At 54.1% G+C, this 16,760-nt stretch carries 12 protein-coding genes; 9 read left to right on the forward strand and 3 right to left on the reverse strand.

Features of this window, described 5'->3' with window-relative positions:
* Position 1: 1 nt before the first annotated feature.
* Both CSC3H3_RS21220 and CSC3H3_RS21225 read right to left on the reverse strand, forming a co-directional pair.
* Positions 2-940: a carbohydrate ABC transporter permease gene (locus CSC3H3_RS21220; RefSeq protein ID WP_245881427.1), complete on the reverse strand. Its 939-nt coding sequence runs from the start codon at positions 938-940 to the stop codon at positions 2-4.
* Positions 941-957: 17 nt separating this feature from the next.
* Entirely contained in the window at positions 958-2,211 is a 1,254-nt protein-coding gene (locus CSC3H3_RS21225; RefSeq protein ID WP_101286443.1) for a sugar ABC transporter substrate-binding protein, read from the reverse strand.
* A gap of 194 nt (positions 2,212-2,405) precedes the next feature.
* Here CSC3H3_RS21225 and CSC3H3_RS21230 point away from each other — a divergent pair, with 194 nt between their 5' ends.
* Together CSC3H3_RS21230 and CSC3H3_RS21235 are read left to right on the forward strand one after the other, a co-directional pair.
* Positions 2,406-3,635 carry an ROK family transcriptional regulator gene (locus CSC3H3_RS21230; protein ID WP_157831982.1) on the forward strand — a complete coding sequence of 410 codons (1,230 nt, stop codon included), beginning with the start codon at positions 2,406-2,408 and terminating at the stop codon, positions 3,633-3,635.
* Between the two features lie 13 nt (positions 3,636-3,648).
* Complete coding sequence (locus CSC3H3_RS21235; RefSeq protein ID WP_101286444.1) at positions 3,649-6,054, forward strand: PIG-L family deacetylase; 2,406 nt, start codon at positions 3,649-3,651, stop codon at positions 6,052-6,054.
* Between the two features lie 133 nt (positions 6,055-6,187).
* Here CSC3H3_RS21235 and CSC3H3_RS21240 read toward each other — a convergent pair whose 3' ends face one another.
* Positions 6,188-7,105 carry a LysR substrate-binding domain-containing protein gene (locus CSC3H3_RS21240; protein ID WP_101286445.1) on the reverse strand — a complete coding sequence of 306 codons (918 nt, stop codon included), beginning with the start codon at positions 7,103-7,105 and terminating at the stop codon, positions 6,188-6,190.
* Positions 7,106-7,202: 97 nt separating this feature from the next.
* On the opposite strand from CSC3H3_RS21240, the gene CSC3H3_RS21245 reads away from it, so the two are divergent.
* The 7 genes from CSC3H3_RS21245 (at position 7,203) to CSC3H3_RS21275 (ending at position 16,235) form a co-directional block, all read left to right on the forward strand.
* Positions 7,203-8,372: a mandelate racemase/muconate lactonizing enzyme family protein gene (locus CSC3H3_RS21245; protein ID WP_172963479.1), complete on the forward strand. Its 1,170-nt coding sequence runs from the start codon at positions 7,203-7,205 to the stop codon at positions 8,370-8,372.
* A gap of 333 nt (positions 8,373-8,705) precedes the next feature.
* Positions 8,706-9,641: a MurR/RpiR family transcriptional regulator gene (locus CSC3H3_RS21250; RefSeq protein WP_101269166.1), complete on the forward strand. Its 936-nt coding sequence runs from the start codon at positions 8,706-8,708 to the stop codon at positions 9,639-9,641.
* On the forward strand, positions 9,638-10,978 hold the full coding sequence (locus CSC3H3_RS21255) for an aspartate aminotransferase family protein (protein WP_101286447.1): 1,341 nt from the start codon (positions 9,638-9,640) through the stop codon (positions 10,976-10,978). Before CSC3H3_RS21250 ends, CSC3H3_RS21255 begins: the two co-directional genes overlap by 4 nt.
* Positions 10,975-11,826 (forward strand): beta-keto acid cleavage family enzyme, encoded by an 852-nt coding sequence (locus tag CSC3H3_RS21260; RefSeq protein ID WP_101286448.1) that lies wholly within the window; start codon positions 10,975-10,977, stop codon positions 11,824-11,826. The genes CSC3H3_RS21255 and CSC3H3_RS21260 overlap by 4 nt, the downstream gene beginning before the upstream one ends.
* 213 nt (positions 11,827-12,039) lie before the next feature.
* The gene (locus tag CSC3H3_RS21265; RefSeq protein WP_101269170.1) at positions 12,040-13,017 is read left to right on the forward strand and encodes a TAXI family TRAP transporter solute-binding subunit; all 978 of its coding nucleotides are present in this window, start codon (positions 12,040-12,042) and stop codon (positions 13,015-13,017) included.
* A 185-nt stretch (positions 13,018-13,202) separates the two neighbouring features.
* Entirely contained in the window at positions 13,203-15,794 is a 2,592-nt protein-coding gene (locus tag CSC3H3_RS21270; RefSeq protein WP_101286449.1) for a TRAP transporter permease, read from the forward strand.
* A gap of 12 nt (positions 15,795-15,806) precedes the next feature.
* Positions 15,807-16,235 carry a universal stress protein gene (locus tag CSC3H3_RS21275; RefSeq protein WP_101269174.1) on the forward strand — a complete coding sequence of 143 codons (429 nt, stop codon included), beginning with the start codon at positions 15,807-15,809 and terminating at the stop codon, positions 16,233-16,235.
* Positions 16,236-16,760 lie beyond the last annotated feature (525 nt).

Genomic DNA, 16,760 nt, shown 5'->3' on the forward strand with positions numbered 1-16,760 from the left:
TTCAACGTTTCCTCATCACCCAAAGCTGGATCAGCGACACAATCAGCAAAATCGTGAATAAAACCACGGTCTGGGCGGCGGCATAGCCCATCTGATAGGACGAAAACGCACTTTGATAGATCATCAGCACCAGCGGCTTGGTGGAATTAAGCGGCCCACCCGGGTCATTGGTGGTGATGTTGTAAACCTGGTCGAAAATGCGCAGGAAGCCGATGGATGAAAACACAACCAGAAACACCGTGGTCGGCTTAAGAAGGGGCAGGGTGATTTTGCGCAAAATGGCCCATTCCCCCAGCCCGTCAATGCGTGCGGCTTCATAATAGGTTTGCGGAATGGCGCGCAAACCGGCCATGAAAATGACGATCTGAAAACCGACACCCGCCCAGATCGCGGTTAGCAGAACCGATGGCAATGCCTGATCGACCGAGCGGATGAAGGGTTGTTGCGATATGCCGAAATCGGCAAGCAAGCCATTGATGATCCCAATGGGAACCGGTTGATAGAACCAACGCCAGACCCAGGCCATTGCCGATGCCGTTGTCAGGAACGGCAGGAAATAGAGGGCACGGATAAAGCCCTGCATAAACCGGACACGGTCCAGAAAATAGGCAATGACAAAGGCAAAACACAGGCTGATCGGTGTTCCTGCCAGAAGGTAGGTGAATGTGTTTTTAAACACCTGCCAGAATTGGGGATCGTTAAAAAGCTGGCGGTAATTATCAAGGCCGATGAAATTTGGCTCGTTTAAAAGGTCCCAGTCGGTAAAGGACAGCCAGAAAGCATCAAGCGTTGGATAAAAACGGATCCAGGAATAAAAAACGATCGGCAGGGCCAGAAATCCCCACGCCCACAAAACCCGTTTGGTTTGCATGCGAAGGCGTTTCCGGCTGCGCCCACCCTGGGGCGCAACCTGTACCTGTGTCGTATTGGCCGAGGTCATGGCGTTGACCCTATCTATTATTTCTTGGCTTTATCGATGATGGCTTGTTCGGCATCGGCGGCCTGTTTCAGGCTTTCATCCGGTGCCTGGTCCTGCAGCAGAACACGATTGACCATGTCGATCGATACCTGGCGCTGGGCGGATTCATCCACAAACATGGTGGTGTGGGCGTAATCCAGCCCCTTAAGGAACGGACCATAAATCGGGTCTTTAAGGTTTTCATCGGTCATGGCCGCTTCGCGCCGTGCAGGCAGTTCACCCACGGTTTTCAGCCAAATATCCATTGCTTCCTTGGAGGAAACAAATTTCAGGAATTTTTCGGCTGCTTCAAGTTTTTCGCCTTCAACACCGGCAGCAATGCCATTGGCAAAATAGCTGGCATAGTTGGAACGCAGGCCATCGGCATTGGCGGGAAGTTCGGTCACACCCCAGTCAAAATTCTTGATCGATGAAAACGCCCCCAAACGGAAGGTGCCATCAATCGTCATGGCGGCCAGTCCGGCGCGGAAAGCTGCCTGGCCTTCATCCATAAAGCCGACTTTGCCAACCTTTTCGTCGGTTTGCAGGCCGGTATAGAATTTAAGGGCCTTTAAGCCGGCATCGTCATTGTAATTGACCTTGGTGTAATCATCCTTATAGGGATCACCACCAAACTGGCGCACCAGAACTTCGCGCCACCAATGCTGGTCCTGCCCGGCCATATCAAGGGTGATACCTGCCGAAATCATGTTGCCACTGCCATCCTGTTTGACGGTGGCCTTTGCTGCTTTGATCATATCATCAAGGGTTTGCGGCGGGTTTTCCGGGTCAAGGCCGGCTTCCTTGAACAGTTTTTTGTTATAAAAAAGCGCAAGCGAGCGCACAGCTGTCGGCAGGCCGTAATATTTGCCATCGCGTTTCATCGCCGTCACGATCGGGAAGAAGTCCTTTTCGATTTCGGCACTGGGGAACACGTCTTCGGAAAGCGGCTGTAACAGCTTGCCCGAGGCGAATTTATCGAGCCAGCCATAAAAAAGCTGCATCACTTCGGGGCTTTTGCCTGCGGCCTTGGCGGCGACAAGGCGTGTCTGGTAATCGGCATAGGGGAAGGTGGTTTGCTTGACCGTAATGTCGGGGTTAAGTTCCTCGAACCGGTCAATCAGTTTGTTCATGGCGGTAACGCGGCTGTCGAACAGATATTGCCAATATTCAATTTCAACCGCGTGGGCCTGTGATGCACCAGCCCCCCAGATACCGGCTGCAACTGCAGCCAGTGCAAGATATTTACGCATTGTCGTCTCCAGTTTTTGTAAAGCCCCTGAAAGGTTCCCCAAGATGTTATTGGCTGTTTTTGCGTTCTCTAGCCCTGGATTGGGTCACCATGATCGCCCATAGCTTCGGCTTGGCAGGTGCTCTCTGTCAATAAGATAATTTACTTGATTTATTTTAATGGGGCGCAAATGATAACCCCAGGAGGACACAGATCTTGCCCAAAACCAGCAAAAAACCGGACGTTACCCAACTGCCAATTGGCAATAATCCTGAACGCAGCCGCAGCCATAACCGGCGTGTTGTTCTTGATGCCATTCGCAGCCACGGCATGATGGGGCGCACCCAGATCGCAAAACTGGCCCATCTGAGTCCCCAGGCTGTCACCAATATTGTTGATGAACTGGTGGCCGACGGTTTGCTGATCGAAAAGGGGCGTTTGCGGTCCGGTCGTGGGCAGCCGCCCATTCAGTTTGCAGTTAATCCTGACGGGGCCTTTACCGTTGGTATTGAAATTGCGGCGGACCATTTGGTGCTGGTTGCCCTTGATATGGTCGGCACATTGCGGGCGGAACGGGTGATGCAGGTCGAAAATACCGACCCGGACCACGTCATTCCCATTATCCTGCTGGAACTGGCAAAGCTGCGCGGGCAAACCGGCATTGCGCCTGAACGGCTGCAGGGTATTGGCCTTGTTATGCCGGGGCCTTTTGAAATTGATGGCATGACATCGGTTGGCCCCACGACCTTGCCCGGCTGGCAGGGTAAAAACCCGGCAACACTGTTATCCGACGCAACAGGCGAAGATGTTGTGCTGGAAAATGATGCCTCGGCCGCAGCAGTGGGAGAACGGTTTTTTGGCGCTGCACAGGCCATTTCGTCCTTCGGGCTGGTTTATTTTGGTGCGGGACTTGGTCTTGGCATCATTCATGAAGGCCGGCCCTATCGCGGGGCATATGGCAATGCCGGTGAAATCGGCCATGCCGTTTCAGCACCGGGCGGGCGCGAATGTACCTGCGGGCAGCGTGGTTGCCTTGAACGTTACGCCTCGCTTTATGCCCTTTATGAAAAATTGTCGCTGGCCGGGCGCGAACGGCCCGATTTTGCCGGGCTGATCGACCTTTACCGTCAAAACGACCCGATCATGGATGAATGGCTGAGCGAGGCCAGCCTGCATCTTGCCCCTATGCTGTCGACGCTGGAAAACATCCTTGATCCTGAAACGATCATTTTGGGCGGTGCCCTGCCAGATGAAATTGTTGATGAACTCATTTCGCGCATCAACCCGTTGCCCATGTCGGTATCAACCCGCGCGGTTCGGACCCAGCCACGCCTGATGCGCGGCCATACCGGCCAACTGACAGCCGCCCTTGGCGCGGCAACCCTGCCTTTGTGGGAAATCATGACCCCGAAACTTGATACCAAGGTTAGCGCCCCCCTTGACTGACAGGAGATTCCCCTTGCTTGACGACCGAGAACGCCTGAGCCGCCAAAAATCCGATCCGGCGATCATTCGTTTGCATCGCGCACTTTCGCGCCTGCAATCGGTCGTGACCGTAATGCATAGTGGCGCGCATCCTGATGATGAACAAAGCGGCATGGTGGCCTATTTGCGGTTTGGTCGGGGGATGCGGGTGGTGATTACCTGTTCCACCCGGGGCGAAGGTGGACAGAATATTTTGGGGGCCGAACGCCAGGGCGCACTCGGTGCGCTGCGCACACGCGAAATGGAACAGGCCGCGCGTGAACTTGATTGTGATATTCACTGGGTGGGACATGGGCCCGAAGACCGCATCCATGATTTCGGGTTTTCCAAAAACGGCGAAGAAACCCTGGATCGCTGGGGTGAATATCTGTTGATTGATCGCATGGTGCGTGCCTATCGCCGGGAAAAACCCGATATCGTGATTCCCACCTTTCTTGATGTGCCGGGCCAGCATGGCCATCACCGTGCCATGACCCTGGCCGCAGAACGGGCCATCGCCCTTGCCGCCGATCCGATCTATGATTGCGGTGGGCTGGCCCCCTGGAAAGTTGCCAAATTTTACCTGCCGGCCTGGTCCGGTGCCAGTGATGCCTATGATGATGAAATTGCCCCGCCGCCCGTAACCGTTTCGATAAACGCGCCCAGGGATGATGCGATTACCGGTGTTTCCTATGACGAAATCGGTCAATGGTCGCGTGCTTTTCACCATTCGCAGGGCATGGGGCAGTGGCTGTATTGCCCGAAATCACAGTGGGATTTGCACCTTTCCACCGGCGAAAAAGAAACCGATATCAATGATCATTTGCCAGCAACCCTGGCCGATATTGCCGCACTTGAAACCTGCCCCAATGAAATACAGGCATTGCTGGTTTCGGTACAAACGGCGATTAACCGCGCCATTGCGGCCTTTCCTGACCGTGATGCGATCAAACCGTTTTTGCTGCGCGCCTATGGTGGGCTGACAAAGGTGCTTGCCATTTTGCCGGTCGATTTTGCCGCTTCCCATGGGCACCGCTTGACCCGCAAAAAGCAGGAAATTGCCATTGCCCTGTTTGAAACCCTGCATTTCAAACTCGATAGCAGCATTGATAACCCGTTTCTGTTTCCGGGCGGAAACACGAAAATCGATATCCGTTTTTCATCAAGTAGTAATTTGAAAAATATACAAATATCGCTTGTAACAACAGGGGGCATCACCAGCAAGTTGCAGGATGAAAAGCCGGGGCATTTGCAATTTTCCGTGTCAACCAATGCCGAAACGCCGGTTGGGTCGGTTTACCCGCGCTTGTTTCATGCGGGGCAGGGCAACGGCCCGGTTTATGTGCAAATCAGCGCGACCTGCGATGGGCAGGTGATTGAACGCCAGCTTGATTTGCCCGAAACGGTCCAGGTTGTTCCCGCCTATGAAGGGTGCTGGAGCGAGGATGCGATTATTGCGCCGCTGGGCAAACCGGCACGGCGCTGGACCATGGTGCTGGACCATAATGTGCCCGCAGCCGAACTGGCGTTTAAAACCCCGGAAGGCTGGCAGGCAAAGGCCGTTAATCATGGCAAAATCGATATCATTGCCCCGGCTGATCTGAAGGCCGGGTTATATGATATTTTGCCGGTGCGTGATGACCTGCCGCTTGTGACCAAGTCGGTCATTGATTATCCGCATGTGTCGAAGCTGGTTTATCACCGTCGCCAGCCCTTGCGTATTTTGGCACTGGACCTTGAATTGCCGGAAAATGTCTGCATTGGCTATGTCGGTGGCGGGGCCGATAATGTGGGCAACTGGATGCGCCGCATGGGGCTGGATGTAACGGACCTTGGCCGTGAAGATCTGGCGGGGGATTTGTCAAAGTTCGATACGCTGGTGATTGGCATTTTTGCCTTTGGAATGCGGTCTGATTTGCGTGATTCACATGCGCAACTGCATGATTATGTCCGCAAGGGTGGGCATTTGCTCACGCTTTATCATCGGCCCAAAGATAATTGGGATGAAAACCATACGCCGCCAGCAATGTTGAAAATTGGCGCACCATCCCTGCGCTGGCGTGTTACCGACCCGAATGCACCCGTGCGCATGCTGCTGCCGCATCATCCATTATTTAACGGGCCAAATAAAATTGGTGTGGATGACTGGAAAGGCTGGGACAAGGAACGCGGGCTTTATTTTGCCGCCAGTTGGGATGATGCCTATCAGCCCTTGATCGCGGTGTCAGATAGCGGTGAAAAACCGCTGACCGGCGGGCTGGTTTCGGCTGAAATCGGTGCGGGGCGCCATACCCATACCAGCCTGGTTTTGCATCATCAGCTTGATAAATGTGTTCCCGGTGCCTTCCGGTTGCTGGCCAATCTGGTGCAGGGACAGCGCCATATCAACAAGGCTTGCTAGGTCGGCCAAAGCAGGGCTTGGCTGGAACACCTATGAAAGTGCTTTAAATTTCGTCGAAACCTGTTGTGCTTTTATGGGCGTATTGGCAAAACTTCGGCATATCGCGGACAATGATATGTCCGCGATATGCCGATTAATTCGCACTGTTAATCGCCATTTCCCGGCAGCAGGCCAGCACCCAGTCGCGAAAGGCAACAATTGGCGGGTGGGTGGCATTGCTGCGTGATGTGATAAAGTAATATTTGCGGTCGCTATGCAACCTTTTGCCGGTCGGGTCTACCAGCCGGCCGCTTGCCAGTTCTTTTTCCACCAAAAAGGACGGTATGATAGCCACCCCATGGCCCAATATGGCGGCCTGGATGGTAATGAAAAAATCCTGGTAGCCCGCTAGCTGGTTTGTACCGGCGGTAATATCCGGGGCGTGGGCCTCGGCCCAGTGTTGCCAGGCAAAGGGCCGGGTTGTTGTGTGCAACATGGGTGCCTGCGCAAACCCGCGGACGAAGCCTTTTGCAAACATTTCTGCCCGTTCTGGCGCACAAACCGTGATGAGTTCTTCGTTAAACAGATGCGTAATTTCCAGCCCCGGCCATTGCCCGTGACCGGACCGTATACCGACATCCATGTTTCCCGAAACAAGGTCGACCAGCTCGTCCGAACTTGAAAGATCAACCGCAATTTGCGGGTGGGCAGCCTTGAAATTGGGTAATTTGGGCAGAAGCCATTGCATCGCCAGGGTGGGCAGCGTCGTCATACGGATGATGTTCATCCCGGCGATGCGCAATTTCAGTTCCGTGGTTGCACTGGCAATATCGCCCAGCGCATTGGAAACCTTGCGGTGGTAATCCTCGCCAATTGCCGTTAATCGCACGCCCGATCTTTCGCGGACAAAAAGTTTGCAGCCCAGTTCTTCCTCTAGCAGCAGGATTTGCCGGCTGACGGCACTTTGCGTCACCAGCAGGGCCGATGCGGTGTCGGAAAAATTGCCAAGCTTGCCTGCCATCTCAAAAACACGCAGGGCTTTAAGCGACGGTAAACGGTGTTTTGGCGGCATGGTATTCCTTTAAATCATGTCTGATCAAAAAATACGAATTTTACAGGCGATAAGGTATCGAACAAAGTCACGTCAGGTTCAAGATGGAGAAATGAACATGTCCGTGATGATTACCCGGCTAAGTGCCGTTGCCGTGCGGGTGCCACTGGCGACCCCGGTATTGGCACCCCAGCTTAAAATCAGCTTTCGGGACTATTTGCTGGTGATGCTGGAATGTTCCGATAACAGCCGTGGTATTGGTTTTAGTTATATCGGGACGGGCGGTGGCAAATCGACCGCAGCGGTGTTTGACGAATTTGTTTTGCAAAATGTGTTGGGGGCAGACCCGACCAACCCCGAAGCCATTTCAAAAAAGCTGAAATTTGCCACCCGTATCCAGGGGCGCGGCGGCATTGTCGCCAATGCTTTTAGCGCGCTTGACATCGCCCTTTGGGATCGTAACAGCCGTGCTGCTGGCCTGCCGCTGGCACAAATGATTAACCCCGATGCCAAAAAAGTGGTGCCAGCTTATGCATCGGGCGGTTACCTGAATGGCGAATACCGCCCGGCAGAACTGGAACGCGAAATTAAATCCGCGCTGGATGCAGGCTTTGCCAGCATCAAACTGAAATGCGCCTTTGGCAGCCAGCAGGATGATATTGCCCGCGTTAAAACCGCCCGTCGCTTTATGGGCGATAAAACCAACCTGATGCTTGATGCCTATAACCGCTGGACCCAGGTTGAAGATGCCCTGCCATCGGTTATTGCCTATCAGGATGTTCATCCCTATTGGGTCGAAGACCCCTTCGAACCCGATATGATCGAAGAATTATCCGGCCTGAACCGGCAGGTTGGCGCGGTGCTGGCAACGGGCGAATTTTACTTTTCCCCCGCGGCGTTTCAGGCAATGGCAAGCCAGAAGGCCGTTGGCGTGTTTCAGGCCGAAGCCCCGCGCTGTGGCGGCATTACCGACTGGCTGAAAATTGCCGATATCGCCCAGGCCAATGGCATCGAATTCAGCCCCTGCTGGTTCCATGATTTGCATGTGCATCTGGTTGCGGCATCACCAGCGGCAAAATTTGTCGAATATTTCCCGACCCGCGACATTCTGAATTTCGCCGAACTGATCGACCGGCCCGTTATCGCCCGCGATGGTGAAATCGCCGTGCCGCAGGAACCTGGCGTCGGTTTTGATTTTATTATGGATGCGGTTGAAAAATATGCCCTGGCCACGGCCATAACCGGCACATTCGACACCCCAACCCTGGTGCAGGCGGCGGCCATCTAACATCTGTTTCGTTTCCCGCCAGTGATGGTCATATGGTTAGGCCGTCGCTGGCGGGAGGCATAAACCCGATAATCGATTCGTTCCAAACTACAATTTTTGCGGGATTGATGTGGAACAGGATGAAACATTTACGTTAGCTTTTTTGCGTGATGTTTTGTCCGTCAAGTGCTGATAGAGAATTGAAAAAAATAACAAAAATTTTCTGCCAATAGCCGAAATATGAAACAAAAATAGAAACAAATGTTTCAATAATTGGGATTATGAAACATTTGTTGTTTCGGGTTGCGTTATGTGGCGTAATTTTCATCACCAACAGGGAGGCCAGGGCACCAGATGGGGGCTTATACCGATTTCCGGGAAAGACTGATCGCCGAATATGGCGCGATGAGTCCGCAATTGCAGCGGGCCGCGCGTTATATGCTCGATCATCCCGATGATGTCGCCCTGAAATCGATGCGTGCCCTTGCTGTTTCGGCCGATGTACCGCCCAGCACCATTGTCCGGCTGATGAAAACCATTGGCATTGAAAGTTATCAGGAATTCCGGCTGGGTTACCAAAACCGGCTGCGCGACATGCCTGCCAGTTATGCCGGGCGTGCCCGACAATTGCAGCATCGCGGTGTTGCTGGCGAAATGGCAATGAATTTGGGCGATACCGTCAGCAGCAGTGAAAACACCCTGATCGATGAAATCCTGCATCAGGAACATGGCAATCTGGTGCGGTCCTATGGCCCGGAAATGCGGTCCGCGCTGATCAATGCCTGCACGCTGATCGAAAATGCCCGGCGGGTTTTTGTGCTGGGTCGGCGTGGGGCTTTTCCGGCGGCGTTTCAGTTTGCCTATGCCTATCGCCTGTTTGGCGACAATTTGACACTGGTGGATGGTGCGGCAGGTACATTTGGCGACCAGTTGCGCGGCATGGGCCGGCGCGATGTGATGCTGGCCGTGTGCCTTAGCCCCTATACCAACGACACCCTGCAGATGGTTGATTACGCACTGGCGCAAAAATCAGCGGTGATCAGCGTAACAGATTCCGATGTTTCCCCGCTGGCGCGTCATGCCAGCGTCAATCTGGTCATTTCGGATGCTTCACCATCCTTTTTTCAAAGTTTTACTGCCGCCGTGTCTGTAATGCAGGCGCTGGTGACGCTTCTTGTTGCGCGGGGCGGCGAAACCGCCCTGCAACAAATTGCCGTGGCAGAAAAGCAGCTTTCGGTTTTTGACACTTACTGGCAGGACTCCGGTCCCAAACGGAATACGCGATCATGAGCTCACATGTTTTACATCGAAACAGTCTGGTCCAACCCCCGCGCGCGGTGGCAGGCGATGGCATCTATATTATTGATGCGAACGGCAAACGTTATCTTGATGCCTCGGGCGGGGCGGCTGTTTCCTGCCTTGGGCATTCCGACCCGGATGTAAGGGCTGCGATCATTGAACAGGTTGGCAAGCTTGCCTATGCGCATTCCGGTTTCTTTTCATCCGACCCGATGGAAGAGCTTGCCGATGACCTGATTGCCCATGCCCCGGCCGGGATGGAAAAGGTCTATTTCGTTTCTGGCGGGTCCGAGGCCGTTGAAGCCGCCCTTAAAATGGCACGGCAATATTTCCTTGAACTTGGCGAACCTGACCGCAAGTTTGTGATCGCGCGCCGCCAAAGCTACCATGGCAATACGCTTGGCGCGTTATCCGTGGGGGGCAATATGTGGCGCCGCCGGCAGTTTGAACCCCTGTTGATCGATGCCAGCCACGTTTCACCCTGTTATGCCTATCGTGACCAGCAGGCCAATGAAACCGCCGAGCAATATGGCCTGCGCGTTGCCAACGAACTTGAAGAAGCCATTTTGACCCTGGGCACGGGCCGGGTTGCTGCCTTTGTTGCCGAACCGGTTGTCGGGGCAACATCGGGTGCGGTTGCAGCCGTGCCGGGTTATTTCAAACGTATTCGCGAAATTTGTGACCGTTACGGTGTGCTGCTGATCCTTGATGAAGTCATGTGTGGCATGGGCCGCACAGGTACGCTTCACGCGATCGAGCAGGAAGGCATTTCAGGCGATCTGCAAACGATTGCCAAGGGCCTGGGGGCTGGTTATCAGCCGATTGGCGCGGTTCTGGTTTCGGGTAAAATTGACCGCGCCATTGCCAGCGGCAGTGGTTTTTTCCAGCACGGCCATACCTATCAGGGCCATGCAACCGCCTGTGCCGCTGCCCTTGCCACCCAGCGCGCCATTCGGGATCGCGACCTTTTGGCAAATGTGAATATCCAGGGCGAAAACCTGCAAAATGCCCTGACCGCGCAATTTGCCAACCACCCCTATATTGGTGACATTCGCGGGCGCGGCCTGTTCCGTGGCGTTGAATTTGTTGCCGATCGCGCCACAAAGGAACCGTTTGATCCCGCACGCAAGATCAACGCCAAAATCAAGAAAACAGCCTTTGCCAACGGGCTGATGTGCTATCCCATGGGAGGCACGATTGATGGTCAGCTGGGCGATCATGTGCTGTTTGCCCCTCCTTATATTGTGAGTGACGAACAGATCGGCGATATTGTGTCGCTGTTTGCCAAAACCGTTGATCAGGTTTTTGCCGCCGAGGGGCTGGCATGACCCTGTATTCCGAAATACCAGCCATTCTGGCGGTTGCACCCAATGGTGCGCGTAAAATGCCGGCCGATTACCCGAACCTGCCCATCACACCGGCCGAACTTGCGCGCGAGGCCCGCGATTGCCTGGCGGCTGGGGCATCGGTCATTCATTTGCATGTGCGCGATGATGCCGGGGGCCACAGCCTCGATACCGGTCGTTACCGCGAAGCCATTGCCGAAATTCGTGCCGCGGTTGGCGATGACCTGCTGATCCAGGTTACAAGCGAGGCGGTGGGCATTTACGATGCCGCAGCCCAAATGGCGATGGTGCGCGACCTCGTGCCAGAAGCCGTATCCCTTGCCATTCGCGAGGTTGCCCCTGAAGGTTGCGACGAAAAGGAATTCGCCGCCTTTTGCGCCTTCATGCGCGAAGCAGGCATTCGCCCGCAATTTATTCTTTATGCGCCCGAAGATATAACCCGTTATGCCGACCTTGTTGGTCGCGGTGTAATCCCGGGTACGGGCTTTCCACTGTTATATGTGCTGGGGCGTTACACGGTTGGGCAAAAATCCAGCCCGGTGGATTTGCTGGATTTTCTGGCAACTCCCGTGGTTCGAAACCAGCCAGCGCTGGTTTCAAACTGGATGATGTGTGCCTTTGGCCAATTTGAAAATGCCTGTGCAATGGCGGCCATTGCCCTTGGCGGTCATGCCCGGATCGGATTTGAAAACAATACCCAGTTGATAGATGGCACATCCGCGCCAGGAAATGCCGCCCTGATCGATCAGGCGAAAAAGGGCGTTTTGATGCTGGGACGAAAGGTTGCTAACGCCGAACTAGCGCGAAAGTTGCTTAGTCCGGACTGGTGAGCCCAAAAAAATTGAGAAAAGTGTGACCTGCTTCACAGTCAGGGAGTGTTTAGGGGCCACTTCCCAAGCTGTTGGGTTCATAATCCCACAGCTTTAAATATAGTCCCCGAAATCGGGGCTGCTATCAGTGATGGTGGCAGTTCCATCGAATTTCTTCTGCTGCCTTTGGCGCAGTTGAATAATTCCAACAGGGTGTTAAGGGAGACAATCCTGATGAAAAAGCTTGTTGCTATTGCAAGTGCTGTTGTGGCCTTGGCTGGTGTCTCGATGTTCTCGGGCCAGGCTTCGGCTGCTGAGCAGAAATTCATTACCATCGGCACCGGTGGTGTGACCGGCGTGTACTACCCGACGGGTGGTGCAATCTGCCGTCTGGTCAATAAGGGCCGCAAGGACCATGGTATTCGTTGTTCTGTCGAATCCACCGGTGGTTCGGTCTACAACGTCAACACCATCCGCGCTGGCGAACTCGATATGGGCGTTGCCCAGTCCGACATCCAGTACTATGCCTATAACGGTACCGGCAAATTCGAAGAACAGGGTCCGTTCAAGGAACTGCGCGCTGTTTTCTCGATCCATCCCGAGCCGTTCACCGTTGTTGCCCGTGCTGATTCCGGCATCAAAACCTTTGATGATCTGAAAGGCAAACGCGTCAATATCGGTAACCCGGGTTCCGGTCAGCGCGACACCATGGATGTTGTCATGGCCGCCAAAGGCTGGTCCGTTGATGACTTCGCGCTTGCTTCCGAACTGAAGCCGGCCGAACAGTCGCAGGCTCTTTGCGATAACAAGATCGACGCCATGATCTATACCGTTGGCCACCCGGCCGGTTCGATCCAGGAAGCAACCACTGCCTGTGATTCGGTTCTGGTTGACGTTTCCGGCCCGGAAATCGACAAACTGGTTGCTGACAACCCCTATTACCGTATCGCCACCATCCCGGGCGGCATGTATCGCGGTAACCCGGACGATGTGAAAACCTTTGGTGTTGGTGCGACCTTCGTGTCCTCGACCAAAACCGAAGACGACATTGTTTATAATGTTGTTAAGGCTGTCTTCGAAAACTTCGACGATTTCAAAAAGCTGCACCCGGCTTTTGCAAATCTGAAAAAAGAAGAAATGATCAAAGACGGTCTGTCTGCTCCGCTGCATGACGGCGCGGTTAAATACTACAAAGAAGCAGGCCTGATGTAAGGTCGCTTTGAAACGGGAGGCAGCGATGCCTCCCGTTTTGCCTGTCTTTCCTGTCCTGCGCGGGCATTAAAATCCAACGAAATCAATAATGTGTCCGCAGATGATCCCTGGCCCTTCCTGGCAGGGATCAATCAGGTTCTGGGTGAAACTGAAACGGCCCTGCCGTTTTGACCGGGGAAATAAGCATGACAAACGACCAAAGCGCGACTGACGGAAAGGATCAGGACCTGCAGGACCTGATTGCCGAAACCGATACCGGTGCGCGCCAACCCAGTGGCATCACTGCCAAAATCCTTCTTTATGTGGCAGTGGCGTGGTCGCTGTTCCAGCTTTGGCTGGCATCACCCTTGCCCTATATTTTTCATGCGGGCGTCTTTAACTCGACCGAAGCTCGTTCCATCCATCTGGCTTTTGCCGTTTTTCTGGCTTTCATGGCCTATCCGGCCTTCAAAAGCTCGCCGCGCACCTATATCCCGATTACGGACTGGGTCCTGGCGCTGGTGGGTGCCTATTGTGCCGCTTACATTTATATCGCCTATGTCGAGCTTTCGGGCCGTCCGGGCCTGCCGACCACGATGGATCTGGTCGTGGCAGGTGTGGGTTTGGTCATGTTGCTCGAGGCAACCCGCCGTGCCCTTGGCCCGCCCCTGATGTGCGTGGCTCTGGTGTTTCTGGCCTATGTCTTTTTTGGTAATGCAGCCTGGGTTCCCGACGTTCTGCAATGGCGCGGTGCCAGCTTTGCCAAGGCAATGTCGCACCAGTGGCTGACGACCGAAGGTGTGTTCGGGATCGCGCTGGGCGTTTCAACCAGCTTTGTGTTCCTGTTCGTGCTGTTTGGCTCGCTGCTTGATAAGGCCGGCGCTGGCAACTATTTCATCAAGGTTGCATTTGCGGCCCTTGGGCATATGCGCGGTGGCCCGGCAAAGGCTGCGGTGTTGTCCTCGGCAATGACCGGCCTTATTTCCGGCTCCTCGATTGCCAACGTGGTGACGACGGGGACCTTCACCATCCCGCTGATGAAGCGTGTCGGTTTCTCGGGTGAAAAGGCTGGCGCGGTCGAGGTGGCATCCTCGGTCAATGGTCAGATCATGCCGCCGGTGATGGGGGCTGCGGCCTTCCTGATGGTGGAATATGTTGGTATTCCCTATCCCGAAGTCATCAAGCATGCCTTCCTGCCTGCAACCATTTCCTATCTTGCGCTGATCTATATCGTGCATCTGGAAGCGCTCAAGGCGAACATGCAGGGCCTGCCCCGCCGCGAGGCACCGAACCTCAAGCAGACGCTTCTGCGTTCGATGATCTTCCTGTGCTCGCTGGTGATCCTTTCCGGGGTTGTTTATTACGCCCTTGAAGCACAGCAGCAGCTGTTTGGATCTGCTGTTGGCTGGATCGTTGCGGTCGAATGCGCGCTGATCTATTTCGCGGGCCTTTATTACGCCTCGAAATATCCCGATCTTGAAATGGATGACCCCAACCAGCCTGTTGTTGAATTGCCTGCTTTGGGTGAAACGGCAAAGGCCGGCTTGCATTATCTGCTGCCGGTGGTTGTTCTGGTCTGGTTCCTGATGATCGAGCTGAAATCACCGGGGCTGTCTGCCTTCTGGGCAACAGTTCTGATGATTTTCATCATGCTGACGCAAAAGCCGGTCAAGGCCTTCTTCCGCAAGCAGCCCGATTATATGGCGCTGTTTCGCGTTGGCTTTGCCGATGTGATTGACGGCTTTGCCACCGGTGCCCGCAATATGATCGGTATTGGTGTTGCTACGGCGGCGGCTGGCATCGTCGTCGGGACGGTTTCGCTTACCGGTATCGGTCAGGTGATGGTCGAATTCGTCGAAATCATCTCAGGGGGTAACCTGATGCTGATTTTGGTGATGACGGCGTTTATCAGTCTGATCCTGGGCATGGGCCTGCCGACCACGGCAAACTATATTGTGGTTTCCAGCCTGATGGCCCCGGTCATTGTGGAACTGGGCGCGCAAAACGGTTTGATCGTGCCGCTGATCGCGGTTCACCTGTTTGTGTTCTATTTTGGCATCATGGCCGATGTAACACCACCGGTGGGGCTGGCATCCTTTGCGGCGGCGGCCATATCGGGCGCTGATCCGATGAAAACCGGCTTTGTCGCATTCTTCTACAGCATGCGTACGGCGGTGCTGCCGTTCCTGTTCCTGTTTAATACCCAGCTTCTGATGATTGGTATTGACCATGTGTTCGAGGCGGTCTGGGTGATTGCGGTGGCGATAATAGCCATGCTTGTCTTTGCTGCGGCAACGATGGGGTATTTCTTTACCCGTTCGCGCCTGTGGGAAAGTGCAGCATTGCTGCTGGTTGCCTTCACGCTGTTCCGCCCGGGTTTCTGGCTGGATCTGATCGAGCCGCCCTTTGAAAACGTCAAACCGACCGAAATCGTTTCGCAGGTTGCTGACCTGCCTGATAATGCCAACCTGCGCATTGATGTGCAGGGCACCAGCATTGAAGGCGAAGACGTGAAAAAGTCGGTGATGTTGCCGCTGGGTCCGCAGGCATCAGGCGAAGATCGCCTGCTGAATGCCGGTATTGCCGTTCGTAATGAAGATGGCCACGTTTTCATTGATGATGTTGTGTTTGGTGGTCCTGCCGAAAAGGTTGGTCTTGATTTCGACTTTGAAATCACCGCGATCAAACTTGAGGCCGAACGTATGCCCAAGGAAGTGTTCTTTGCGCCGGCATTTTTGCTGCTGGGCTTGATCATCTTCCTGCAGCGTCGCCGCCATCGCAGCACCGCAAGCGCATAAGGAGGGGCGAAGATGTATAAGGATATCCTTGTTACCATCGACCTTGACCATGATTCATCATGGAAAAAGGCCTTGCCTGCTGCGGTCCGCGAGGCCCGCAATGAAGGTGCCCGCCTGCATGTGCTGACCGTCGTTCCGACGGTGGGCATGTCCATGGTCGGGCAGTTCTTCCCCAAGGGATATGAAAAGAAGGTTCTGGAAGCCTATAACGAGCGCCTGCACGAATTTGTTGCTGCCAATGTTCCGGCAGAAATCAAGGTGCAGCACATTGTTGGCCAGGGCACGGTTTACGAGGTGATCCTGCAGATCGCCCAGAAAACCAACTGTGACCTGATCGTGATGGGTGCGCATCGTCCGGAACTTAAAGATTACCTTTTGGGGCCGAATGCCGCGCGTGTTGTGCGCCATGCCACCTGTTCGGTGCTTGTCGTTCGCGACTGACCCTGCCTTTCGCGCATTCGCGCCATATTTTACCGGAAACGGGCCGTCATTTGATGGCCCGTTTTTTTTGTTTTTCGCGCGTGCAAAGCTGCAGCGCAGCAAAACGCCCCGGATTCCCTGTATAAATTATCCTTTTGTCTGAAAGGTTTAAGGTCGGGCAGGGCGGGCTGCAATTATGGGTTGCTTTTTCCGGGCCTGAAATTTCACCAAAATCGATCCGGGTGGATAGGGTAGTATATGATTTTATTTATACGTAATGATATCAAAAATGGGCGGGTCTATCATTGCTGCTAAGGCTGGGTAAAATCCGTTTCCTTAAAAATTGGAAGCGTTTTTTATGTATTTACCTCAGCAGGTTAAGCCATTTTTCCGGAATTCCGGCAGGGACAGCGCTCTGCACCAAATATCAGATTTGGCTGTCAGTATTTGTCAGATTTTCTGAGTCCAGTTCACTGGCTGTTTGTTGTATAAAATTTACGGATGTACCACTATGGTATAGTTGTGTCCGCATTGGGGTGCGGACCT

This window comes from Thalassospira marina (assembly GCF_002844375.1).
In the GTDB taxonomy this organism is placed as follows: Bacteria; Pseudomonadota; Alphaproteobacteria; order Rhodospirillales; family Thalassospiraceae; genus Thalassospira; species Thalassospira marina.